The sequence below is a fragment of the Kitasatospora sp. NPDC028055 genome (genome assembly GCF_040637885.1).
Taxonomy (GTDB): Bacteria; Actinomycetota; Actinomycetes; order Streptomycetales; family Streptomycetaceae; genus Kitasatospora.
Genome location: NZ_JBEZXE010000008.1, coordinates 1 through 23,752 on the forward strand (window position 1 = coordinate 1; position 23,752 = coordinate 23,752).

15 protein-coding genes and 1 pseudogene are annotated in these 23,752 nt (G+C 74.2%); 13 read left to right on the top strand and 3 right to left on the bottom strand.

Annotated features, from left to right (window positions below):
- Positions 1-295: 295 nt before the first annotated feature.
- The 7 genes and pseudogenes from AB0F71_RS11875 to AB0F71_RS11905 form a co-directional block, all read left to right on the top strand.
- Positions 296-1,174 carry a universal stress protein gene (locus AB0F71_RS11875; protein ID WP_360231323.1) on the top strand — a complete coding sequence of 293 codons (879 nt, stop codon included), beginning with the start codon at positions 296-298 and terminating at the stop codon, positions 1,172-1,174.
- 156 nt (positions 1,175-1,330) lie between these two features.
- Positions 1,331-1,864 carry a flavodoxin domain-containing protein gene (locus tag AB0F71_RS11880; protein ID WP_360231326.1) on the top strand — a complete coding sequence of 178 codons (534 nt, stop codon included), beginning with the start codon at positions 1,331-1,333 and terminating at the stop codon, positions 1,862-1,864.
- Between the two features lie 6 nt (positions 1,865-1,870).
- Positions 1,871-4,825 carry a cation-transporting P-type ATPase gene (locus tag AB0F71_RS11885; RefSeq protein WP_360231329.1) on the top strand — a complete coding sequence of 985 codons (2,955 nt, stop codon included), beginning with the start codon at positions 1,871-1,873 and terminating at the stop codon, positions 4,823-4,825.
- 192 nt (positions 4,826-5,017) lie between these two features.
- On the top strand, positions 5,018-7,381 hold the full coding sequence (gene ppsA, locus AB0F71_RS11890; RefSeq protein ID WP_360231332.1) for a phosphoenolpyruvate synthase: 2,364 nt from the start codon (positions 5,018-5,020) through the stop codon (positions 7,379-7,381).
- Positions 7,382-7,524: 143 nt separating this feature from the next.
- The gene (locus AB0F71_RS11895) at positions 7,525-7,986 is read left to right on the top strand and encodes a universal stress protein (protein ID WP_360231335.1); all 462 of its coding nucleotides are present in this window, start codon (positions 7,525-7,527) and stop codon (positions 7,984-7,986) included.
- A 441-nt stretch (positions 7,987-8,427) separates the two neighbouring features.
- Positions 8,428-8,706 carry a dsRBD fold-containing protein gene (locus AB0F71_RS11900; protein WP_360231338.1) on the top strand — a complete coding sequence of 93 codons (279 nt, stop codon included), beginning with the start codon at positions 8,428-8,430 and terminating at the stop codon, positions 8,704-8,706.
- 333 nt (positions 8,707-9,039) lie between these two features.
- Positions 9,040-9,366: pseudogene (locus AB0F71_RS11905) on the top strand (transposase); the annotation flags it as partial.
- A 138-nt stretch (positions 9,367-9,504) separates the two neighbouring features.
- Here AB0F71_RS11905 and AB0F71_RS11910 read toward each other — a convergent pair.
- On the bottom strand, positions 9,505-10,665 hold the full coding sequence (locus AB0F71_RS11910; RefSeq protein ID WP_360231802.1) for an MFS transporter: 1,161 nt from the start codon (positions 10,663-10,665) through the stop codon (positions 9,505-9,507).
- Between the two features lie 105 nt (positions 10,666-10,770).
- Between AB0F71_RS11910 and AB0F71_RS11915 the strand changes: the two genes are divergently transcribed.
- The 5 genes from AB0F71_RS11915 to AB0F71_RS11935 all read left to right on the top strand — a co-directional run bounded on the left by AB0F71_RS11915 (position 10,771) and on the right by AB0F71_RS11935 (position 21,009).
- On the top strand, positions 10,771-11,526 hold the full coding sequence (locus tag AB0F71_RS11915; protein WP_360231341.1) for a helix-turn-helix transcriptional regulator: 756 nt from the start codon (positions 10,771-10,773) through the stop codon (positions 11,524-11,526).
- 71 nt (positions 11,527-11,597) lie between these two features.
- Positions 11,598-12,341 carry an SOS response-associated peptidase gene (locus tag AB0F71_RS11920; protein WP_360231344.1) on the top strand — a complete coding sequence of 248 codons (744 nt, stop codon included), beginning with the start codon at positions 11,598-11,600 and terminating at the stop codon, positions 12,339-12,341.
- A gap of 155 nt (positions 12,342-12,496) precedes the next feature.
- Positions 12,497-18,694 carry an FxSxx-COOH system tetratricopeptide repeat protein gene (gene fxsT, locus AB0F71_RS11925; RefSeq protein ID WP_360231347.1) on the top strand — a complete coding sequence of 2,066 codons (6,198 nt, stop codon included), beginning with the start codon at positions 12,497-12,499 and terminating at the stop codon, positions 18,692-18,694.
- A 6-nt stretch (positions 18,695-18,700) separates the two neighbouring features.
- Entirely contained in the window at positions 18,701-19,960 is a 1,260-nt protein-coding gene (locus AB0F71_RS11930; RefSeq protein WP_360231350.1) for a CHAT domain-containing protein, read from the top strand.
- The gene (locus AB0F71_RS11935) at positions 19,957-21,009 is read left to right on the top strand and encodes a hypothetical protein (RefSeq protein WP_360231353.1); all 1,053 of its coding nucleotides are present in this window, start codon (positions 19,957-19,959) and stop codon (positions 21,007-21,009) included. Before AB0F71_RS11930 ends, AB0F71_RS11935 begins: the two co-directional genes overlap by 4 nt.
- A 29-nt stretch (positions 21,010-21,038) precedes the next feature.
- Here the strand turns inward: AB0F71_RS11935 and AB0F71_RS11940 are convergent, their stop codons facing one another.
- Positions 21,039-21,584, bottom strand: coding sequence for a hypothetical protein (locus tag AB0F71_RS11940; RefSeq protein WP_360231356.1), 546 nt, complete (start codon positions 21,582-21,584; stop codon positions 21,039-21,041).
- A 225-nt stretch (positions 21,585-21,809) separates the two neighbouring features.
- Positions 21,810-23,051, bottom strand: coding sequence for a styrene monooxygenase/indole monooxygenase family protein (locus tag AB0F71_RS11945; protein ID WP_360231359.1), 1,242 nt, complete (start codon positions 23,049-23,051; stop codon positions 21,810-21,812).
- 232 nt (positions 23,052-23,283) lie between these two features.
- Between AB0F71_RS11945 and AB0F71_RS11950 the strand changes: the two genes are divergently transcribed.
- Positions 23,284-23,637 (top strand): zinc ribbon domain-containing protein YjdM, encoded by a 354-nt coding sequence (locus tag AB0F71_RS11950; RefSeq protein WP_360231362.1) that lies wholly within the window; start codon positions 23,284-23,286, stop codon positions 23,635-23,637.
- Positions 23,638-23,752 lie beyond the last annotated feature (115 nt).

Below are 23,752 nucleotides of genomic sequence, written 5' to 3' on the forward strand. Positions count from 1 at the left end.
GCGCTGCATTGGGCTCCCTCCTCCGCCTTGCGATGCACGCACCCCAACGCCGCCCCGCCCGCCCTCCGGGCGAACGACGGGGGTTTGAAGACGGGCCCTAGGAACCCGGAATCGCCATCGCTTCGACGGTCCGGCGTCTGCCGGGCGCGGGTGCGTGGCCGACCACTCCGACGGCCGACTGGCTGTGCTGGGCCCGACGGTCTGCTGCGGCTGGGCCGGTCGGCCCTCGCGGCGGGCTCGGACCGGTGCCTAGCGTGGAGGCAGGTCCGCGAACGCCGAACCGAGGAGGACCGCCATGACACCCGCGAGCTCCGACAGCCCCGGCCGTTCCGTCGTCCTCGGTGTCGACGCGGACGACACCGGCCGGATGACCGCCGCCTGGGCCGCCGACGAAGCCGATCGCCGAGGCCTGTCGCTGCGACTGGTGCACGCCGTCCCGCCGCTGTACCGGGGGTTCCGGCACGTCGACGAGGACCGCTACCACAAGGCCCTGCTCGAACGGGCCGAGCGAGCCCTCGACCGGGCCGGGTCCGTGGCCTGGGAGCGCCACCCGGGGCTGGAGCTGACGACCGATGTCCCCGAGGACTTCCCAGCCCCGGCGCTGTGCCACGAATCCCGGGATGCCGCGCTCGTCGTGCTCGGCTCCCGTCGGCTGGGCCGGGCCGAAGAGGCACTGAGCGCCTACTCGGTCGCCGTCCCGGTGAGCGCCCAGGCCCACTGCCCGGTGGTCGTGGTCCGCGACCCGGAGCACACCACCCAGGACCCGCCGTACGTCGTCCTGGGCGTGGACGGCAGCCCGTCCTCGGAGCACGCCGTCGACTTCGCCTTCGACTTCGCCGCCGAACGCCGGGCGGCCCTGCGGGTCCTCTGGGTCTGGCGGCGGCCGCCGGTCGGCAACCTCGACGAGGCCGCCACCGAGCAGATCCTGCGCCGGCTGCTCTTCGAGTCCACCGCGGGGCGCCACGAGCGTGCCCCCGATGTCACCGTGACCCACGAGCTGGTCCGCGGCCACCCGGTCGAGGAACTCGCCAAGGCCTCCGAGCACGCCCTCGCCGTGGTCGTCGGCCGCCGGGGAAGCGGCGGGTTCACCGGCATGAGGCTCGGCTCGGTACCCCACGGCCTGCTGCACCGCGCGCACTGCCCGATCATCACCGTGCCCGCTTCCCCGCGCTGAACCAGCCCGCTCGTTGCCAGCTGGACGGGGTCGGCTCGAACTGGTCGAGATCGCCCCGCACGGCTGCGGGACCGTCCGGCTGCCCGATCCGGCCCGAACGGCCCATCTCCGCCCCGGATCAGGGCGCGAGGCTGGAGCCGACGAAAGGTGGAGACCATGCACACCGTGATCGTGTACGAGAGCATGTACGGCAACACCCGGGAGATCGCCGAGGCGATCGCCGAAGGCGTCCACCGAGCCGACCCCGGGGCAGCCGTGGACTGCCTCCCGGTGGCCGAGGCCGATGCCGAGCTCACCCGCTCCGCGGACCTGCTGGTGGTCGGCGGCCCGACGCACATGCACGGCATGTCCTCCGGGATCAGCCGCCGGATGGCCGCCGCAGCCGAGGCACACGAGGAAGGACACGAGGAGGCCGCCGCCGAGGCGCGGGAGGCCGTGGAGGGCCCGGGTCTTCGGACCTGGTTCCACGACTTGCCGAAGACCGGAGACGGCGTCCACGCCGCCGCCTTCGACACCCGGGTCGACATGCCCCGGGCCGGCGGCGCCGCCAACGGTATCGCCCACCGGCTCGCCCACCGCCACTACGACGTCGTCGCCGAACCCGAGGGCTTCATCGTGGAACGCAACGACGGGCCGCTGCGGGCCGGCGAACTCGACCGCGCCCGTGCCTGGGGCGCCAAGCTGGTCTGACCGCAGGTGGAACCGGACCCGCAGGACGGTCTGATCACGGCCGGCGACAGCCGGGCCGCGCTCGGGGCCGCCCCACTTGGAACAGCTGAGGCGACCCCCGAGCCCCGTGAGCCCCTCGCCCTGCTCTTTCGCGACCTGCGCACCTCGCCCGACGGCCTGAGCGAGCGCGAGGCTGCCCGCCGGCTGACCGTCTACGGGCCCAACACGCTCGTACGACGCGAGGGCCGCCGCTGGCCGCGCGAGCTCGCGCACCAGTTCACCCATCCGCTCGCGCTGCTGCTCCTCTGCGCCGCCGCACTGGCGGGCGTCAGTGGTGCCCCGAACCTGACAGGCGCGATCCTCGCGGTGGTCGGGTTGAACGCCCTGCTCGCCTTCGCGCAGGAGCGGCAGGCCGAACGCGCCGTGGAGGCCCTCGCCGGGTTCCTGCCCGACGACGCGACGGTGGTCCGCGAGAGCCGGCGACGGTCCGTGCCGGCCACCGAGCTGGTGCCGGGCGACGTCCTGGTGGTCGAGGAGGGCGACCGGGTCTCGGCGGACTCACGCCTGCTCTCGGGCGGGGTGGAGGTCGACCTCTCGGCGCTGACCGGCGAGTCCGTACCCGTGTTCCGCTCCGCCGAGTTCACGGACGGATCCGGGCCGCTGCTGAACGCCCGTGACCTGCTCTTCTCCGGCGCCGCGTGCACCGGCGGAGCGGCCGTGGCGGTGGTGACGGCAACGGGCATGCACACCGAGCTCGGCCGGATCGCCGCCCTCAGCCAGCGCACCCGGCGCGAGGAGAGCCCGCTGGAACAGCAGGTCAAGCGGGTCGCCCGGCTGATCGCGGTGATCGCGGTCGGAGTCGGACTCGCGTTCCTGCCGATGGGCTTGGCGGCCGGCCTCTCCCTGACGGCGTCCGTGGCGTTCGCCGTCGGACTGCTCGTCGCCAACGTGCCCGAGGGCCTGCTGCCGACGATCACCCTGGCGCTCGCTTCAGGCGTTCGCGACCTCGCCCGGCGCGGTGCGGTGGTCAAGCGGCTGTCCGCCGTGGAGACCCTCGGCTCGACCACGGTGATCTGTACCGACAAGACCGGAACGCTGACCGAGAACCGCATGCGGGTCACGGAGGTGTGGACCCCCGGAGCCGCCACGAACGGCACCCCCGTACCGGACAGCGAAGCCCTGCCACTCGCCGAAGCGGCCGCCACCTGCACCACCGCCGACCCGGCGGCGGGTCACGGAGACCCGACCGAACTCGCCCTCCTCGACCTGTCCGCCCGTCTGGGAAGCGACCGCACACCGTCTCGACGGGACGAGGAACGACGGGCCCTGTTCCGATTCGACCCGCGCATCAAGCTCATGACCACCGCGGACGCCCGTGACGGCTCGGTCGTCCTGCACACGAAGGGCGCCCCGGAGGAGGTGCTCACCCACACCACCCGGCTGCTCGACCACGGCGTCGAGCGCCCGATCAACGCGGCCGACCGTACGGAGGTGGTCCACGAAGTCGGCGAGCTCGCGGCGCGCGGCCTGCGCGTCCTGGCCGTCGCGCGCCGTGCCATCGCTCCCGGGCAGCCGCTACCGAACCGCCGCGAGGACGCCGAGCACGACCTCTGCCTGATCGGCCTGGTCGCCATGTCCGACCCGCCGAGGCCCGAGGTGGCCGACGCCATCCGGAGGGCCCACCGGGCGGGGATCGCCGTCCACGTGGTCACCGGCGACAACGGCCTGACCGCCGCCGCCGTCGCCGAGCAGGTCGGCATCGGCCACCGCGGCATGCGCATCGTCACCGGCACCGAACTCGACGCGATGGCCGACGACCGTCTGGACGCCTTGCTGGCCCGCGGCGAGGAGGTGATCTTCGCCCGGACCTCACCCGAGGCCAAACTGCGCATCGCCGACGCACTGCGGGCCGAAGGCCACACCGTCGCCATGACCGGCGACGGCGTCAACGACGCGCCCGCCCTGCGCCGCGCCGACATCGGCGTCGCCATGGGCCGCTCCGGCACCGAAGTCGCCCGGGAGGCCGCCACCATGGTGCTCACCGACGACGACTTCGCCACCATCATCGCGGCCGTCGAGGAGGGGCGACGCACCTACGACAACATCCGCAAGTTCATCGTCTACATCTTCACCCACGCCGTTCCCGAGGTCGTCCCGTTCCTGGTCTTCGCCCTCGCCGGCGGGGCCGTACCCCTGCCCCTCACGGTGATGCAGATCCTCGCCATCGACCTCGGCACCGACACACTCCCAGCCCTGGCCCTCGGCCGTGAGCGCGCCGAACCGGGTCTGATGGACCGGCCGCCCCGGCCCCGCACGGAGAAGGTGATCCAACCGGCCATGCTCGCCAGGGCGTGGGGCTTCCTCGGTCTGATCTCCGCCGCACTGGTCATGGGTGGCTTCTTCCTCACCCTCGCCCTCGCCGGCTGGCACCCCGGCGACCCGACCGGCCGGGGCACCGCGCTGCACCTGCCGTACCAGCAGGCCACCACCGTGGCCTGGTTGGGTATCGTCGCCTGCCAGATCGGCACCGCCTTCGCCGCCCGGACCGACCGGGCGGCGCTGCGAGCCGTCGGCGTCCTCGGCAACCGCCAACTTCTCGGCGGCATCGGCTTCTCCCTCGCGTTCGCCGCCGCCGTCGTCTACCTCCCCGCGCTGCAGCGCGTGTTCGGCACCGCCGCCCTCTCTCCCGCCCAAGTCCTCGTTGTGGCACCCTTCCCGTTCCTTGTCTGGGGAGCGGACGAACTGCGCCGTGCGATCGTCCGCCGCCGTGCGACCGAGCCCCCACCCGAAACCCCGCCCGCGCCGGTGACACCGCTGCCAGGTCCGCCGAGCCCGCACCACCCGCTTCCGATCCTGCTCGCGCGGCACGGTTGGAGCGCCCACCGGCTCACCCACGCCCTCGGCGTCGGAGAGCACGCGGCCGCCGAGATCGTCGCGCACGCCCACCGGATCTCCACGGAGCACGGTCACCGGACGAGGTGAGCCGCTGTCCTGCGCCGCCCCACTGCCTCTCTCCCGTGGCGGCCCCGCGCCCAGTCCGTGCTGCGTTGGGCCGAACGGCCCTGATTCGGCGGCCGGTCGGGCCGGTAACCGAGGGCGCACGCCTCTCGAAGCTCCCTCCACCGCCGACGGACAGTGGCAGGGACAGAGCCCTCGACTTGCCTGGAGGCTGCCATGCGCCGTGTCATCCGCTTCCGTGAACTCGGCCGCGAGGACGTCGGCCTGGTGGGCGGCAAGAACGCCTCGCTCGGCGAGTTGATCACCGGTCTCGGCCCGACGGGAGTCCGGGTGCCGGACGGCTTCGCCACAACTGCGGACGCCTATCGCGAGCTGCTCGACGCAGGTGGTCTGCGTGAGCGGATCGCCGAGCAGGTCGGCCTGCTCCACAAGGGCGTTCCGCTGCCCGAGGTCGGCGCCGCGATCCGCTCCGCCGTCCTGGCCGCTCCGCTTCCGACCGCCCTCGCGCGCGAGGTCGTCGCGGCGTACGGGGACCTCGCCCGCGAGGCCGGGCGCACCGACCCCGATGTCGCGGTGCGCAGCAGCGCCACCGCGGAGGACCTGCCGGAGGCGAGCTTCGCCGGCCAGCAGGAGACCTTCCTCAACGTCCGCGGTGCCGACGCCCTGCTGGACGCCTGCCGCCGCTGCTACGCCTCGCTGTTCACCGACCGGGCGATCGACTACCGCGAGCGGATGGGCTTCGACCACCTCTCCCTGGCCCTGTCGGTCGGGGTGCAGCTGATGGTGCGCTCCGACCTCGCGGGCGCGGGCGTGGTGTTCACCCTGGACACCGAGACCGGCTTCCCGGGCGTGGTGGTCATCAGCGCCGCGTGGGGGCTGGGCGAGACGGTGGTCAGCGGCCAGGTGGACCCGGACGAGTACACGGTGTTCAAGCCGGTTCTCAAGGACCACCACCTCGACCCCGTGCTCCAGGTGCAGCTGGGCGCGAAGCGCCTCAAGGCGGTGTACGGCGAGGGCGGCTCGACCACGACCGTCGACACCGACGAGGACGAGCGGGCCCGCCCGGTACTCGGCCAGGGCGACGTCCGCACCCTCGCCGAGTGGGCGGTGGCAGTCGAGGAACACTACGGCTGCCCGATGGACCTGGAGTGGGCCAAGGACGGCATCACCGGGCAGCTGTTCCTCGTCCAGGCGCGGCCGGAGACCGTACAGTCCCGCCGACACGGCGAGGTGCTGCGCCGTTTCCGCCTGACCGGAACGGGCGAGCGGCTGGTGGACGGCATCGCGGTGGGCGAGGCGGTCGGTGCCGGACCGGTGTGCGCGCTCGCCGAGCCGGTCGGGCTGGAGCGCTTCCCGCAGGGCGCCGTCCTGGTCACGGAGATCACCGACCCGGACTGGGAGCCGCTGATGAAGCGCGCGGCCGCAATCGTCACCGACCACGGCGGGCGCACTTCGCACGCCGCGATCGTCAGCCGGGAGCTGGGCGTGCCGGCGGTGGTCGGCACCGGGTCGGCAACGGCCGTACTGGCCGACGGGCGGGAGGTCACGGTCTCCTGCGCCGAAGGCGCGGAAGGTCACATCTACGCGGGCCGGGTCGCCTTCGAGGCGACCGAGATCGATCTCGGCTCGCTTCCGGCCACCCGGACCAAGGTGATGCTCAACCTCGCCGACCCGGGTGCCGCCTTCCGCTGGTGGCGGCTGCCGGCGGACGGCGTGGGCCTGGCCCGTACCGAGTTCGTGGTCGCCCACCAGGTGCGCGTCCACCCGATGGCCCTGGTCCATCCCGAGCGGCTGTCCGCCGAGGACCGGCGGCTGGTGGACGAGCTGGCGTACGGCTACCCGGACCGTACCGACTACTTCGTCGACCGGTTCGCCCGAGGCGTCGCCCGGATCGCCGCCTCCCGCTGGCCGGACCCGGTGGTGGTGCGCACCAGTGACTTCAAGACCAACGAGTACGCCAGGCTGATCGGCGGCGCCCCCTTCGAACCGACCGAGGCCAACCCGATGATCGGCTGGCGCGGCGCGAGCCGCTACTACGACCCCGGCTACCGCGAGGGCTTCGCCCTGGAGTGCCGGGCGCTGCGCCGGGCCCGGGACGAACTCGGGCTGACCAACGTCGTGGTGATGATCCCGTTCTGCCGCACCCCTCAGGAGGCCGACCGGGTCCTGTCCGTGATGGCCGACAACGGGCTCACCCGAGGCGCGAACGGCCTGCGGGTGTACGTCATGGCCGAGATCCCGGCCAACGTGCTGCTCGCCGAGCAGTTCGCCGAACGCTTCGACGGCTTCTCCATCGGCAGCAACGACCTCACCCAGCTCACCCTGGGCGTCGACCGCGACTCCGCTCTGCTGGCCCACCTCTTCGACGAGCGCGACCCGGCCGTGACCCGCAGCATCGAGTCCCTGATCGCGACCGCCCACGCGGCCGGTCGCCACGTCGGCCTCTGCGGCCAACGCCCCAGCAACGACCCGGACTTCACCCGGTTCCTGGTCCAGGCCGGGATCGACTCGATCTCCGTCACCCCGGACAGCTTCGCCGCGGTGAAGCGCGCCGTGGCCACGGCCGAAGAGCGCTGCTGACATGGCGCCCACCCGGCGAGCCGGCCGTGCCCGTACCGAGAACCGCCGAGGAGAGCGCCAGGAGCACCGCCACCACCCAGCGGCCGGCCCGGACGACAGAGGCGCCGAACGACCGCCGAACGACACGAACGTGGAGATGTGCGATGAACGAGAAGGACGAACGACCGGCCAGGATCGTCGTGGGAGTGGACGGATCTCCGCCTTCCAGGGCCGCGCTGGCCTGGGCAACCCGCTATGCCGAGGCCACCGGGGCCACCGTGGATGCGGTGATCGCCTGGCAGTATCCCGTCGGATACGGCTGGCCCGCACCTGGTCTCCAGGCGTTCGATTTCGAGGACAACGCCCGTCAGGCTCTGGCCGACGCCGTGAGCGAGACGGGGGCCGGCGCCCCTCGGGTCCAGATCCGACAGCACGTCGTCCAGGGCCACCCCGCCACCGCCCTCCTCGAATCCGCCGACGGCGCGCACCTGCTCGTCGTGGGAAACCGCGGACACGGCGGCTTCACCGGAGCACTACTCGGCTCGGTCAGCCTGCACTGCGTCCACCACGCGCACTGCCCGGTCGTCGTCGTCCGTGGCGAGACCGGATCCCGACCCGAGTCGTGACCGGCCCGGGGAGTCGATGGGGACGCCGAATGCATGTCGGGACACCCCCGTGCCCAGCTCGTCGCTCCTGCATCTTCGTCCGGCCCTCGACCGGCGAGCGGGCCGGGTGAGGCCGGAGAGTCGAAGGGCCGCAGGTCGTCCACCTCGCCGGGCCTCCTCCACCCTCGCGGATCCGGAACGCTGCCCCCAGCGGCTTGGGGCCTCGGTGTGCGGGGCTCCTCCGCCCTCGTCCCGCGGCACGTCCGGCTTTGCCGACGCGCCGGTGACGGCCCCCGACAGGTCCTGGCCGATGGGGTCCACCGGCGGGTCGAACGGCCCTGCCCTCCGGAGCCCGGCGGCGGTCTCCTGGACGCAAGGGCCTGGTTCTCGCACCGCCCCCGCCAGATGAACCCTGTCGAGCCCGGACCGACCATCCCAGCCCGAGAAACCCAGGAGCCGATGATGACCACGACAACCCCGAACTCGATGCGCACCAAACGGTGGTCCCTGCGCCTCGACCTCTTCGAGGAGGGTGACACCACCAAGGTCCACGCCACCCTCGACACGGGCGACAACACCCTGGAGGCCCGCACCGCCGCCCACCGTAACCCCCTCGACCCTCCCGTCCCGGAGATCGGCGACGAGTACGCCGCCGGCCGCGCCCTGATCGACCTCGGCCACCGGCTCCTGCGTGCGGGCCTCGCCGATGCGGCCGCCAACGACCGCTCCGCGGGTGCCTGAGACGACCCGCGCTCTCCGTCACCGCCCTGGCGTACTACTACATCCAGAACCAGTGGCAGCGGATCAAACAGGCCGGGCCGGTTCACATCCCCGATGACATGACGATGTACGGCAATCGCCACTTCTTCGCCTCGAACTGCCTCACCCACAACATCCCGCATCACCGACGTCGCCGATCGGATGGGCCACAAGAGCATCGACGTCACCTTCAAGATCTACCGCCACCTGATGCCCGGCTCCATCGGCCGCGCCGCACAGCTCCTCGAGCTCGGACTCGCTGCCTGACTAGTCGGGGTGGCAGTGGCGTCAAGCGGCCGACATGCGCTGCTGCTCACCCGGCCGAACGCCGTCGCCGCCGACAAGGCGTACTCGTCGAAGGCCAACCGTGCCTACCTGCGCAGACGCGGGATCACCGCGGTGGTCCCGGAGAAGGCGGACCAGGCGGCCAACCGCAGACGCAAGGGCTCCGCGGGCGGCCGGCCGGTCACCTTCGATCCAGACCGCTACAAGCGGCGCAACCACGTCGAACGGTGCTTCCAGAAGATCAAGACATGGCGCGGCCTGGCCACCCGGTACGACAAGAGCCCGGAAAGCTACACGGCAGGCCTGCACCTCCGCGGATCGATCATGTGGCTGAAGTCCCTGACCTCAACCACATGATCCGAACTTCAAACGGCTCCTAGGGCACTGAGCTTCAACCCCGAGCGGCGCAGCGCACGAACACCCGGACGCGACCGCCCGCCCCGCCCGGCCCGGACGGCCCCTGCCCACCCCCCGGGCAGGGGTCGTCCCCTTTCGTCAGACGCCCGGCTCCACCGGCGGCTGCGTCGGCTCCGGCAGGGTGCGGAACAGCGCCCAGCTCAGCAGCGGCATCGCCACCAGCGGCACCAGCGCCGTCCGCAGCGAGGTCGCGTCCGCGAGGCCGCCGATCAGCGGACTGGCCAGGCCGCCGATGCTCACGGTCAGCCCGAGGGTGATCCCGCTCGCCGTGCCGATCCGCGAGGGCAGGTAGTCCTGCCCCAGCGTGACCTGGAGCGAGAACGGCACGTACAGGCCCGCCGAGGTCAGCGCCACGCAGACGTACAGCGCCGGCCCGGGCACCACCAGCACCCCGGCCACCGCCACCGCCGCGACCAGGTACGACCAGCCCGCCACCGCCACCCGACCCCACCGTTCCGCCAGCGCCCCGCCCAGCACCGAGCCCACCGCGCCGCCCGCGTACAGCACCACCAGCGCCGCCGTCCCCGCCCCCGAGCCCCCGCCGAGCCGCTGGGTGACGTACAGCGACAGGAAGGTGCTCAGCCCGGTGAAGACGATCGAGCGGCACACCACGGCCAGCGACAGCCGGACGAAGGCGGCCCGGTCGTCCCGGCCCGGCCGGCTGACCGGGCCCGCCCCGGCGGCCCGTTGCCGGGCCAGCGCGCGCAGCACCGGCAGGCACAGCGCCGCCCCGACGAGGGCCGGCAGCAGGAGCAGCGGGGTCAGCCGCAGCCCGCCGAGCCCGACCACGGCGGCGACCAGCAGCGGGGCCCCCGCGAAGCCCAGGTTGCCGCCCAGGGAGAACCAGGCCATCCCCCGGTGCCCGGACCCCCGGGCCAGGGCCCTCGCCACCCGTGCCGCCTCCGGATGGTAGGCCGCCACGCCGATGCCGGACAGCGCCACCCAGGCGAGCGTCGACCCGTACGAGTCGCCCAGCCCGCAGAGCCCGATGCCCGCGCCGCCCAGCAGCGTGCTGACCGGCAGCAGCCAGGGCAGCGGCCTCCGGTCGGTCACCGCCCCGAACAGCGGCTGGGCCACCGAGGACAGCAGCGAGGCGGCCAGCACCACGCCCGAGACGGCGGCGTAGCCGTAGCCCCGCTCGGCGACCAGGAAGGGCACCAGGGCCGCCACCGCGCCCTGGTAGACGTCCACGCAGGAGTGCCCGAGGGACAGCAGGGTGATCGACGTCCGCCCCGACAGCCCTCGCGTCGGTCCGGCTGCCCGTTTCGTTCGAGTGGTTTGAGAGCTCACCCGGACATGCTGGAACCGGCACCCCCGATCGGACTTCCGATAATCTGCCAGGCAATGTCGCCAATCCGCCACGATCCCGTCGCCCCCACCCGGGCCCAACTGCTCGCCCCCGGCACCGGGATCGACGCCCACCGCCACGACGACCACCAGATCGCCTACGCCGCCCGGGGCGTGGTCGCCATCACCACCGACGCGGGCTCCTGGATCGCCCCCGGCACCCGCGCGCTCTGGATCCCGGCCGGCACCGTGCACGCCCACCAGGCGCACGGCGAACTCGAGCTCCACCTGATCGGCCTGCCCGCCACCGAGAACCCGCTCGGCCTGGACCGGCCCACCGTCCTCGCCGTCGGCCCGCTGCTGCGCGAACTGATCGTCGCCCACACCCGCGCCCCGGCGCAGGACAGCCCCGAGCGCTCCCGGCTGCGCGCCGTCCTGCTCGACCAGCTGCGTGCCTCGCCCCAGCAGCCGCTGCACCTGCCGACCCCCGCCACGCCGCTGCTCCGGGCCGTGTGCGCGCTGCTGTACGCCGACCCCGCCGACCGCCGCACCCTCGCCGAACTCGGCCGGGCGGTCGGCGCCAGCGACCGGACGCTGTCCCGGCTGTTCCGCGCCGAGCTCGGCATGACCTTCCCCCAGTGGCGCACCCAGTTGCGGCTGCACCACGCCCTGGTGCTGCTCGCCGAGGGTCGGCCGGTCACCGCCGTCGCCCACCGGTGCGGCTGGTCCTCCGCCAGCGCCTTCATCGACGTCTTCCGCCGCACCTTCGGCCACACCCCGGGCCACGCGCCCGACGACCGCCCGGCGCGCTGACCGGCCCCCTGGCCGCCTCCGTCGCGTGCCGAGCCCCCGGTCTGTCGGTGCCGGGTGGCAGGCTGGGAGGCATGTGCGGCCGCTTCGTCTCCACCACGACGCCCCAGGACCTCGTCTCACTGCTCGGAGAGCTCCGGTGGGACCCGGCCGAGACCCTCGCGCCGAGCTGGAACGTCGCCCCCACCGACCCCGTCCCGGCCGTCCTGGAACGCGTCGACCGCGAAACCGGCGAGCTGCTGCGCCAGCTCCGCCCGCTGCGCTGGGGCCTCGTGCCGTCCTGGTCCAAGGACCCGTCCGGCGGCGCCCGGATGATCAACGCCCGCTCGGAGACCGTCGACAGCAAGCCCGCGTTCCGCAAGGCCTTCCGGGCCCGCCGCTGCGTCATCCCCGCCGACGGCTACTACGAGTGGCGCGAGGTGCCCGCCACCGCCGACCGCAAGAAGTACAAGCAGCCGTACTTCCTCAGCACCGGCGCCACCATGCTGATGGCCGGCCTGTACGAGTTCTGGCGCGACCCCGCCCGCCCCGAGGACGACCCGCTCGCCTGGCTCGCCACCACCACGGTCATCACCACCGACGCCACCGACTCCGCCGGACGGGTGCACGACCGGATGCCGCTCACCCTCGCCCCCGACGACGTCCCCAGCTGGCTCTCCCCCGCCCACACCGACCCCGCCGAACTCCACCACCTGCTGCGCCGGCCCGGCGACGGCGCCCTGCGGGTACGCGCCGTCCCACCCGTCGTCAACAGCGTCCGCAACAACGGCCCCGAGCTGCTCGCCGCCGCCCCGGACCCGCTGGGTCTCGCCGACTGACGACGGCCCGGCCACCGCCCGACCACCGCCCGCCCCCACCCGGGCCCCCGCCCAACCCCGGGAGGCCGCCGATCCGCTGACAGCACGTCCGACCTGCACTACGGTAGGCGGGCAGAGCAGGACACGGGGGCGGGGGCGAGGGCGGCGCAGTGTTGATGTCCATCACGGCACACGGGCGTCCCGAGAACGGCATGCAGGGCCCGGAGCCCGACGAGCAGCGCCGCCGCCCCGGCTCGCCGTTCGCCGGCGGCCGCGACCCGCACGTCGCCGTCCTCCCGCCCGAGGCCGCCCGGGCCGCGCTGACCGTCCGGGCCACCACCCCGACCCCCAACCTCCCGCCCCGGGCCGCCGGCCGACTCATCGGCCGGGAGGGCGAGTTGCGCGCCGTCGGCGAAGCCCTCGGACACGCGGACGGCGGCGGGCTGGTCACCCAGGCCACCACCCTGCACGGGCTCGGCGGCGTCGGAAAGACCAGCCTGGCCCTGCACCACGCCTACGCCCGGGCCGGGGACTACCGGCTGATCTGGTGGATCACCGCCGAGTCCGAGGGCCAGCTCGCCGAGGCCTTCGCCGGGCTCGCCGTCCACCTCCACCCCTCCTGGGCGCTCACCGCCCCACCCGGCCAGCAGGTCGAGTGGGCCATCGCCTGGCTGCGCGCCCACGACCGCTGGCTGCTCGTCTACGACAACGCCGAGGACCCGGCCCACCTGACCCCCTACGTCGGCCGACTCCTCGGCTGCGGCCACCAGTTGGTCACCAGCCGGCGCGCGAGCGGCTGGCACCCCGGGATCCGGCCGGTGCGCGTCGACGTCCTCGACGCCCCCGAGGCCGCCCGGCTGCTCTGCGCCACGGCGTACACCGGCGACATCCTGGACGCCGCGGAGCAGGCCGAGGCCCGGGCGCTGGCCGACGAACTCGGCCACCTGCCGATCGCCCTCGCCCAGGCCGGCGCCTACGTCCAGCAGACCGGCACCACCTTCGCCGCCTACCGCGAACTGCTGCGCGCCACCGGCCCGGTGGGTCCGGGCGCCGAGTCCACCGTGTCCCGGCTCTGGCGAACCACGCTGCGGACCGTCCAGCACACCGCGCCGTTCGCCGTCGAGCTGCTGCGCACCCTGGCCTGGTACGCCCCCGAGGCGCTGCCACGCGAGGTGCTCACCCCGTACGGCTCCCGCCGGCCCGAGGAGGTCGACCGGGCGCTGCGGCTGCTCGCCGACTACCACCTGATCACCCTCGGCGAGACGGTCGCCGTCCACCGACTGCTCCAGGCCGTACTGCGCAAGGCCGACGGCGATCGCACCTTCCGGCAGCGGGCCGAGCACCACCTGGCGGCGGCCGCCACCCGGCTCTGGCCCTCGGGCGGCCCCGGTCTGCGGCGCGCCCTGCTGCCGCACGTCCGGGAGCTGGCCGACAGCGGCCCGTCCGACCGGCCGACGGCCGGCACCGTCGCGCTGTACGAGCTGGCGGCTGCCGAACTCACCGACCGGGCTCAGCGGGTGTACGCCGTACGGCTGGTCGAGGCGGTGGCGGACGCCCAGCGCCGGCTGCTCGGCGAGGACCACCCGGACACCCTCACCACGCTCGGACGGCTCGGCCGGCTCCAGGCCAAGACCGGAGACCCGGCCCGGGCCCTCGAACTCTGCCTGGACGTGGTCGCCCGGCGCACCCGCCTTCAGGGCGCGGACCACCCGGACACCCTCACCGACCGGCACACCCTCGCCCAGGCCCACCGCAAGGCCGGTCAGCACGAGCTCGCCGTCGCCGAGTACCGCGCCGTCGTCGCCGACCGGGCCCGGGTGCTGGGGCCGGACCACCCCGACACCATGCACAGCCGGGCGAGCCTGGCGTACGCCCTCCAGGTGGCCGGGCAGCACCGGGAGTCGGTGGCCGAGTACGAGCAGCTGGTGGCGGACGCGGAACGGGTGCTCGGCACCGACCACCCGGACGCGGTGACCCGGCGCAGCGGCCTGGCCTTCGCCCAACTCGCCGCCGGCCACTACAGTTCGGCGATCGCCCGGTACGAGCAGGTGGTCGCCGACCGGACCCGGCTGCTCGGCCCCGACCACCCCGACACCCTGAACGGCCGCCGCTGGCTCGCGGCCGCCCACGCCGACACCGGCGACCACCTGGCGGCGCTCGCCGCCTACCGGGCCCTCGTCGCGGACTGCACCCGGGTGCAGGGCCCGGACCACCCGCAGACCCTCTACGCCCGCAAGCGCCTGGCCTCCGTCCTCCGCAAGTCCGGCCGGCCCGCCCTCGCCGTGGCCCGGTTCGAGGAGGTCGTGCCCGACTACACCCGGGTGCTGGGCCCCGACCACCCGCACACCCTGAACGCGCGCAGCGGACTGGCCCGCGCCCACCGGGAGGCCGGCACGCCCGAGCTCGCGGTCGAGCAGCACCGCGCCCTGGTCCGCGACCGCACCCGCATCCAGGGCGAGGGGCACCCCGACACCCTGGAGGAGCGCAGCTTCCTGGGCTTCGCCCTGCGCGTCGCCGGACGGCCCGCCGAGGAGGTCGAGGAGCTGGAGCGGCTGGTCGCCGACCGGGCCCGGTTCCAGGGCCCCGACCACCCCGACACCCTGCACGAACGCTCCGGCCTCGCCCGGGCCCTGCACGCCGCCGGCCGCCCGCGCGACGCACTCACCGTGCGGCGCCGGCTCCTCGCCGACCGGCGACGGGTCCACGGCGACGACCACGTCGAGACCTTCGACGCCCGGCTGCGGCTGGCCCGCTCCCTCGACGAGGCCGGACAGCACCGGAAGGCGGCCGAGGTGTGCGACCGGCTGGTCGCCGACCGTCAACGGGCCGTCGGCCCCGACCACCCGGACGTGCTCACCACCCGCTGGTGGCAGGCCTCGATCCGCTCCAACGCCTGCGACTACCGCAAGGCGCTGACCCTGTTCCGGCTGCTGCTCGCCGACCGGACCAGGCTCCAGGGCCCAGACCACCCCGCCGTGCTGAACACCCGCTTCTGGCTGGCCACCACCCACCGCAACCTCGGCCGGCACCGCGAGGCCCTGGCCCAGTACCAGGCGCTGCTTGCCGACCGTGTCCGTATCCAGGGCCCCGACCACTCCGACGTCCTGAACACCCGCTTCTGGCTCGGCCACAGCCACCAGTCCCTGGGCGACCACCGCCGCGCCCTGGAGCTCTACGAGGCCCTGGTGGCCGACCACGTGCGGATCCACGGGCCGGACCACCCGGACAGCATCGACGCCCGGGTCAGCTGCTTCGCGCTCCATCTGAACACCAGGAACCACCGCCGGGCGGTCGAGCTGGCCGAATCCCTGGTACGGGACCGGACCAGGCTCCAGGGCGCCGACCACCCAGAGGCTCTGACCGCCCGCCACTGGCTGGCGACCGCGCACCAGAACGCGGGCGCCCACCACCGGGCGGACCAGCTGTTCGCCGCCCTGGTCGAGCACCGCGCTCGCGTCCAGGGCCCCGACCACCCCGACACGCTGCTGGCCCGCTACGCCCACGCGTCCGCCCGCCAAAGCGCCAACGACCCGCAACGCGCGGTTCCGCTGTTCGAGGCGCTGGTCGCCGCCTGCGACCGGGTCCTCGGCCACGAGCACCCGGACACCCTCGACATCCGCATCGGGCATGCCCTCAGCTGCCACGAGGCCGGCGAGCACGAGCGGGCGGCCGAGCTGTTCGAGGCGCTCGCTGCCGACCTCGTCCGGGTCCTCGGCCCGGACCACCCCACCACCGTCCGGTGCCGGCGCAAGCGCGCCTCGGCCTGGCAGGGATCCGACGAACACCCCAGAGCCATCGCCGAGTTCACCTCGCTGGTGGCCGACCTCACCCGGGTCCACGGACCGGAACACCCGCACACGCTGGAGATGCGCGGGGAGCTCGCCCGCTCGTACTCCCGGGCCGGCGACCACCGCCGCGCCGCGGAGTCGTTCGAGGCCCTGGTCGCCGACCGCACCCGAATCCTGGGCCCGGACTACCGGGACACCCTCGACGCCCGGTGGTGGCAGGCCCTCGCCCAGAGCGATGCCGGCCACCACCGCAGGGCGGGCGAACTGTTCACCGCCCTGGTCGCCGACCGCACCCGGGTGCTCGGCGCCGACCACCCGGACACCCTGAACACCCGCTGGTGGGAGGCGGCCTCGTGCCGCTCGAACGGTGACCTCGACCGGGCCCGGCAGCTGTGCGAGCACCTGCTCGCCGACCGCCTGCGGCTCGACGGCCCGGACCACCCGGAGACCCTCGAGACCCGGTACCTCCTCGCCTGGGCCCACCGGACCGCCGGCGACCACCTGCTCAGCATCCGGCTCAGCGAGGCCCTGCTGCTCGACCGGATCCGGATCCACGGCCCCGACCACCCGGCCGTCCTGACCGCCCGGAGCGTCCTCGCCGCCGACCTCGCGTACGCCGGACTGCGCCGACAGGCCGTCACCGACCGGGAGCAGCTGGCCACCGACCACGACCGCGTCCTCGGCCCTGACCACCCCGACACCTTCGCCGTCCGCTCCCTGCTCGCCCAGGAGCTCGCCAAGACCGGCGAACCGGACCGGGCGACCGCGCTCCTCACCGACCTGGTCACCGCCCGGTGCCGGACCCAGGGGCCGGACCACCCGGACACCCTGGAGGAGCGGCACGAGCTCGCCCACACCCACCGCCTCGCCGGACGCCACCGGCAGGAGATCGCCGAGGTCCGGGCGCTCCTCGCCGACCACGAACGCGTCGACGGCCCGGACCACCCCGCCACCCTGACCGCCCGCCACCACCTGGGCCACGCCCTCCGCCACGGCTGGCAGCACGACCGCGCCGACGCGCTCTACCGGGCCCTGCTCGCCGACCGCAGCCGGATCCTGGGAGCCGACCACCCCGAGGTGCTCGACGTCCGGGACAGCCTCGCGCGCAACCTCGCCGCGGCCGGCCGCCACGCCGAGGCCACCGCCGCCTACCGCGACGCGATGACCCACGCCCTCGCCGTGTACCGGCCCGGGCACTCCTTCGTCCGCGAGCTCCGCCGCGACCTCGCCAGGACCCTGCTGCTGGCCGGTGAGACCACCGCGGCCGTCGCCGAACTGGCCCCGCTGGCGCAGGAGTGGGCCCGGCTCACCGGTCCGGGCCTGCCCGAGCTGGTGCACGCCGGCTGCGTCCTCGCCTTCGCCCGGCACCTGGACGGGCAACCCGAACCCGCGCTCCGGCTGGCCGGCGACCTGGTCGCCACCGCGACCGCCGCCCTCGGCGACCAGGACGACGCCACCGTCCCGGCCCGCCTGACCGAGGCACTCCTGCTCGCCGACGGCCCCCGCCCGCTGCGGGCCGTCGTCCGGCTGGAGGAGCTGGTGGAGTCCTGCACCGCGAGCCGGGGACCGCGCAGCCCGCTCACCCTGGAGGTCCGCCAGGGCCTGGCCCACGCCCGGCTGCGCGCCGGGGACGCCGACGGGGCGATCCGGGTGTACGAGCGGATCATCGCCGACCGGCTCACCGTCGGGGACGCCTCGCCGACCACCGCGCTGCTGGCCGGTCACCGGGAGGCCGAGGACGTCGCCGTCAGCGTCGGCGCCCTGCGCACCGGGCCGGTCCCCGTCGCTCCCAGCCTCGCCGTCGGACTGGCCCGGGCGCTCGCCGCGGACGGGCGCCACGACACCGCCCGGGCGTTGCTGGCGGCGGTCCGCGTCGGGCGCGAGGCCCTGATGGGCCCCGGGCACCCGCTGACGGCCGAGGCCCGTACCGCGCTGACCCGGCTCGGCCGCGCGGAGCCCGCGCCCGCGCCCCCGCCCGTCGCCGGCGCACCCTTCCCCGTCCAGGGCACACCGCACCCCCAGGCCGGGCCGGCCCACCCCCAGGCCGGGCCCGCCCACCCCCAGGCCGGGCCCGCCCACCCCCAGGCCGGGCCGGCCCACGCCCAGGCCGCGCGGGGCCACGCCGGGCTCGGCCGGGGTGCGCCGGAGCTGCTCCCCCGCCGTACCCGCGGCTCGGTGCACCGCGCCGTCGAACCACCGGCACCCCGGCCCGCCTGGCGGCCCCGCCTCACCCTGGTCGAGGACCCCGCCGTAGGCGTCACCACCCACGTGGAGTTCCACCTCGAACCCGCGGACGGCTCCGTACCCGCCGTCCTCCCCGAGCTGCGCCTGGTCGCCGCCGTGTCCCCCGAGGCCCTGCTCGACCCGCCCGTCGCCGACCACGTCCCCGCCGGTGCGCCCGCCCGGTTCGCGCTCACCCCGGCCGTGGCCGGCCCGCACACCGTCCGGATCACCGTCTTCGACCGGGGTCACGGCGCCGTCCTCCAGGACCTCTCCGCCGTCCTGGACGTCCCCGACGTCCCCGACATCCCCACCAACGTCCCCACCGACGTCCCCGCAGAAGCCGAAGACCAGGAGCAGGAGTAGATCGACGTGCCCCGGGACCTCCAAGTCGCCGTCCGCCAGAACCCCTCGGCCGACTACACCCGGCTGCCCCGGCAGCTCGGCCCCACCGACGGCGTCCCGCCCAAGGGCCCGGCCCCGCTGGACCTGATCGTCTCGCTCCGCCGCCACGGCGACGAGCTCCACGTCAGCGCCTTCCGACCGGGCGAGCGCACCCCCGGGAACCGCAGCCACCGGGCCCGGCTCACCGTCTCCGCGCCCGAACTCCTCGCCAAGGCCGCCCGGTTACGCTCCATCTGGCGCGACCGGCTGATCGGCTACGACCCCGACCCGTACCATCCCTACCCTTTCGCCACCGCCGTCGACTTCACCCCGCTCGCCGAGGTCGCCGAGCGCAAGGTCGCCGAACTCGCCGAGGAGGGGCGGTACTTCCTGGAGACGATGTTCGAGGGGGGCGACCGCAGCCTGGTCCTGTTCCGCGACTACCTGAACCGCACCCTCACCGAGCACGGCTCGCTGCGGATCAGCTTCGACTCGGACCTCCACCTCCCCTGGCCGATGCTCGCCGTCGAGGGCCACCAGCCGGACGACTGGGCCGACTTCCTCGGCCACCGCCACCAGGTCGAGCAGACCGGCGCCGCCTACCCGCCGATCCAGTCGCCCTCCTCCCCCCGCGCCAAGCCCGTCACCAGCCTCAACACCGACGACCAGCTCACCGGCATCGGCCGGGCGCCCGAGGTCCGCAAACTGCTGGAGGACCGCTCCCAGCTGACCGTGCGCACCGAGTCGGACCGGCTGCTGGAGGCGCTGTCCGCGGCCGTGCTGGACGAGGACGTCATGTACTTCTGGTGCCACGGCCAGTTCGTCGCCAACGACTCACCGTACGAGCAGCTCGCCGTGCGGCTCTCCGACGACCGGCACATCGACGCCGAGCTGGTGCGCCGCCACCGCCGCCGCCACCTCGACCGGCCGGATGCCGTGTTCCGGCCGTTCGTGCTGCTGAACGCCTGCCACACCGGGCAGTCGGCGGCCGCCGAACTCGACCACCTGGGGCGGGCGTTGGTCGACCTGGGCGCAGACGGCGTGCTCGGGCCGCAGCTCCAGATCCCGCAGGAGTTCGCCGCCGAGTACGCCTTCGCCTTCCTCGACCACTACCTGACCGGCGAGTTCACGGCCGGCGAGATCACCCAGCAGCTGGTGCGGTGGTTCGCCCGCGAGTACCGCAACCCGCTGGCGCTCGCCTACTCCCTGCACTGCGGCATCGACAGCATCCTGGAGCTCAACCCGTGACCGCACGCCCGCACCCGGCCTCGACAGCCACCGTACGGCCCGCGACCGTCGACCTGGACGAGCACGGCCGGCTGCTCGTCCCCGGCACGAGCACTCCCGTCCCCGAGGCCAGGGTCGCCGACCACCTGGCCCGGCACCTGCGGATCCCCGAGTGGGCGACCGACCTGTACGTGTACGTGCACGGCTGGCAGACCAGCCCGGCCGCCGCCGACCGCTCGGCCGCCGCCCTGGTCGAGCGGGCGGTCGCCCTGCACCGCGCCGCACCCGCCGGCTACCCGGGGCTGGCCGCCGGGTTCCGCCCCTGGTGCGTGGTGGTGCGCTGGCCGTCCTCCAGCCTGCCGTCCCTGCACGGCTACCGGCGGATCCGCGAGCGGGCGCACGCGATGAGCGCCCGGGGCCAGGCCGGGCGCATCCTCGGCCACCTGCTCGGCTACCTCGACACCGGCCGGGGCCGACCGGACGCCCCGCGGGTGCTGGCCAACCGGCACGGCCAGTACCTCCACCTGCTCGGGCACTCCTTCGGCGGCCGCTTCCTCTGCGAGGCCGTCCAGTACGCGGCCGACCGCCCGGCCGGGCCCCCGGTGCTCAGCTGGACCGCCCGGCCCGGCGACCCGAGCCGCCCGTTCACCGTCGACAGCGCCCTGGTCTTCCAGATGGCCGCGCCCCGGGACGCCTTCACCCGGCTCTTCCCCCGGCTGTTCCTCGGCCCCGGCCGGGCCGGCGCCCCGCTGCGCGGCCCGCTGGTGCTCACCCACTCCCGCTGGGACCGCGCCACCGGCTTCTGGCACCTGCGCGCCGAGGGCCACTCCGGCATCGGCCACTCCGGCACCGGCGCCGCCCCCGTCCCACAGTTCACCACCCGGCTGCGGCCGACCGACTCCCCGTACCCGCACGCCGACCTCGACCACCCGATCGTCAACGTCGACGCCGGCCACCGCTACCGCGGCAGCCTCGCCGCCCGTCACCTCCACCCCTCCGGCGCCCACTCCGACTTCCACCACCCGGAGTCCGCCCACCTGCTGCTCAGCCTGGCCTCGCACTCCCGCTGAGCCGCGGTCCAACGCTGGTCAGCCGCCGGTCAGCGCTGGCGGACGGCGGTGAACCCGCAGACCGGTGTGCAGAGCGTGACGATTCCGCTGTAGCGGTAGTTGGTGCGCCCCCGCGAGATGGTGTGCACCGTCAGCTTCTCGCGCAGGGTCAGCTGGTGGCAGCGCGGGCAGGCCGCGTCGACCTGCTTGCCCCAGGGGCGGTTGGGGTTGAGCTTGCTGATCGCCACCCCCATCAGGACCACGGACAGGCCGGTGCCGATGAAGCCGACCGCCTGCCACACGCCCTTCCCGGACTCGCGGCGGTCGATCATCTCGTCGTAGCTGAACGTGCCCCCGCCGCCGCGGTTGGAGATGATCTGGCAGGTGTTCTGCCTGGTCATGGTCTGGCCGTCGCAGTCCGGGGCGCTGCTCGGATCGGGCTTGCCGACGACCAGCGCCAGGAAGAGACCGAGACCGGCCAGCAGGACCAGCACCACCAGCGCCGTGGCCCGGCTGCGACCGGTCTGCAGGCGCGTGCGCTCCTTCACGGCCGTCTCTATCACCGCGTGCGCCATGTTGCTGCCGTCGACCGCCACCACGTGTCTCCTGTTGTTCGCGTTCTGTGCTCCGTTGTTCCCCGGCGGACCGAGGCCGACACGAACCCACCATCATCAGGTCGTTCCCGTGCGGTACTTGGTGAGAGCTTGACCCTGTCGTGACCCCTTCGAGGCCGATGCCCGACGAATGCCCCCGGCGGCTGCCCGACGGATTCCCGCGACGGATGCCCGACGGATTCCCGTACCGGATGCCCCCGGCGGTGCTCAGCCCCGCGCCTCCAGGGACGCCAGGTAGGCTGCGGCCTTCTCCGGGTCGAGCAGCCACTCCTCGACGTCCTCCGGGTGGTCGAAGCAGTTGGCGAACCGGTCGGCCACGGCCGGGAACCGACCGGCGGCGCCGAACAGTTCGATCGCGTGCGGGGGTGCCGGGCGGAGCATCGCGTTCGACCAGTCGGTGACGGCCCGGCCGGTCTCCGCCCAGAAGCGGTCGAAGGCGGCCTGCTGGAAGTCCCGGTCGAAGGGCTTGTCGCCGTGCGCGAGGATCGCCTCCAGGTACCGGGCGGCGCACTTGGCGGCGGCGTTGGCGCCCTGCCCGGTGATCGGGTCGTTGGTGACAACCACGTCGGCGACGCCCAGCACCGCGCCGCCGCCCGGCAGTTCGCCGACCGGCCGGCGGACCACCGGGGCGAAGCGGCCGGCCAGGGTGCCGCCGGCGTCGGTGAGTTCGACGCCGGCGGGGGCGCGGTCGTACTCCCAAGGAGTGAAGGTCTTCATCAACTCCAGTGTCATCCGCAGGTGTTCGCCAGGGTCGCGGAGCCCGTCGAAGGCGTCCGCCGGACCGCCCGGCTGGGCCTCCCAGAGCAGGATGTCGCAGGGTCCGGCGGCCGTCAGGGCCGGTACGACGAAGAACTCGCCGACGCCGGGCACCAGGTTGCAGCGCACCGCCGGGAACTCCTCGTCGGGGCGCGGCGCCAGCCCGTGCACATAGCTCGCGGCGAGCGCGCGCTGTGGACGCCGGAACGGGGAGCGCTCCTCGTCGCGCTCGAACAGCGAGGCCAGTCCACCCTTTCCCGAGGCGACCAGCACCAGGTCGTAGGAGCCGGCGAGGTGTTCGACGTCGGCGGCGCTCACCTGCCGCACCTCCAGCCGGCCGCCGCGCTCGGCGTAGAGCTCCAGCCAGGTGGACATCTTCAACCGCTGGTCGACGGACTGGGCGTACGCGGCGAGCCGTCCGGTCCAGTCGATCACCCTGGCCGCGCCCGGGCCGCTGACCGACAGGCCGATGCCCTCGATCCGGGGCGCCGCACCGGCCCACAGGTCCAGGCCGAGGGCGCGTTCGTGGCGCAGTGCGGAGTCGAACATGCACTGGCTGGACAGCACCTGGCCGTCCCGCACCTCCTGGGCGTCACGGTTGGTCAGCAGCGTGACGTCGTAGCCGTGGGACTGCAACCCGAGGGCCAGTTGGAGGCCGGCCTGTCCGGCGCCGACGATCAGAATCCTGCGCATCGCCCCTGCTCTCCTGGTGGTCCGTCCGGCCCCGACCGCCCGCGGGCCCGGCTGCCAGGGTCTGGATATCAGTCCGGAGCGTCCGCGTCCACGGCGCGAACGGAGCGGGCACGCGCCGGGACAACGGAGCGGACGCGCGCCGGGATGTTGATTTGAAAAATTCTTCAAGTTCATACAGGCTGGCGTGCCGCCGACCCCGTGCCGACCGGACAGAACAGGACAGCCCGCACCCATGAGCGACACCCTCCCGCCGTGCCCCTCGTGCTCCAGCGAGTACACCTATGAGATGAACGCCCTGCTGGTCTGCCCGGAGTGCGGCCACGAGTGGGCACCCGGCGACTCCGACGCCGAGGCCGGCGCGGGCGAGCGGGTGGTCCGGGACTCGGTCGGCAACGTGCTGAGCGACGGCGACACCGTCACCGTCGTCAAGGCCCTCAAGGTCAAGGGCAGCGCCTCGGGCATCAAGGCGGGTACCAAGGTCCGCAACATCCGCCTGGTCGACGGTGTCGACGGCCACGACATCGACTGCCGGATCGAGGGCTTCGGCGCGATGCAGCTCAAGTCCAGCGTGGTGAAGAAGGCCTGAGGCCGGCGGGGCCCGGTTCCGGGCCGTCGACGCAGCACCGACAGCACGGGCCGCAGTACGGGACCGGCAGCACGGGACCGGCAGCGCGTGGCCGACCTCGGGGGAACGCAGCAAG

Excerpts from the sequence above, each read along its gene's own strand:
- fxsT (WP_360231347.1), top strand. The coding sequence starts at position 12,497 with ATGTCCATCACGGCACACGGGCGTCCCGAGAACGGCATGCAGGGCCCG.
- AB0F71_RS11945 (WP_360231359.1), bottom strand. The coding sequence starts at position 23,051 with ATGCGCAGGATTCTGATCGTCGGCGCCGGACAGGCCGGCCTCCAACTG.
- AB0F71_RS11900 (WP_360231338.1), top strand. The coding sequence starts at position 8,428 with ATGACCACGACAACCCCGAACTCGATGCGCACCAAACGGTGGTCCCTG.
- AB0F71_RS11895 (WP_360231335.1), top strand. The coding sequence starts at position 7,525 with ATGAACGAGAAGGACGAACGACCGGCCAGGATCGTCGTGGGAGTGGAC.
- AB0F71_RS11915 (WP_360231341.1), top strand. The coding sequence starts at position 10,771 with ATGTCGCCAATCCGCCACGATCCCGTCGCCCCCACCCGGGCCCAACTG.
- AB0F71_RS11875 (WP_360231323.1), top strand. The coding sequence starts at position 296 with ATGACACCCGCGAGCTCCGACAGCCCCGGCCGTTCCGTCGTCCTCGGT.
- AB0F71_RS11950 (WP_360231362.1), top strand. The coding sequence starts at position 23,284 with ATGAGCGACACCCTCCCGCCGTGCCCCTCGTGCTCCAGCGAGTACACC.
- ppsA (WP_360231332.1), top strand. The coding sequence starts at position 5,018 with ATGCGCCGTGTCATCCGCTTCCGTGAACTCGGCCGCGAGGACGTCGGC.
- AB0F71_RS11880 (WP_360231326.1), top strand. The coding sequence starts at position 1,331 with ATGCACACCGTGATCGTGTACGAGAGCATGTACGGCAACACCCGGGAG.
- AB0F71_RS11920 (WP_360231344.1), top strand. The coding sequence starts at position 11,598 with ATGTGCGGCCGCTTCGTCTCCACCACGACGCCCCAGGACCTCGTCTCA.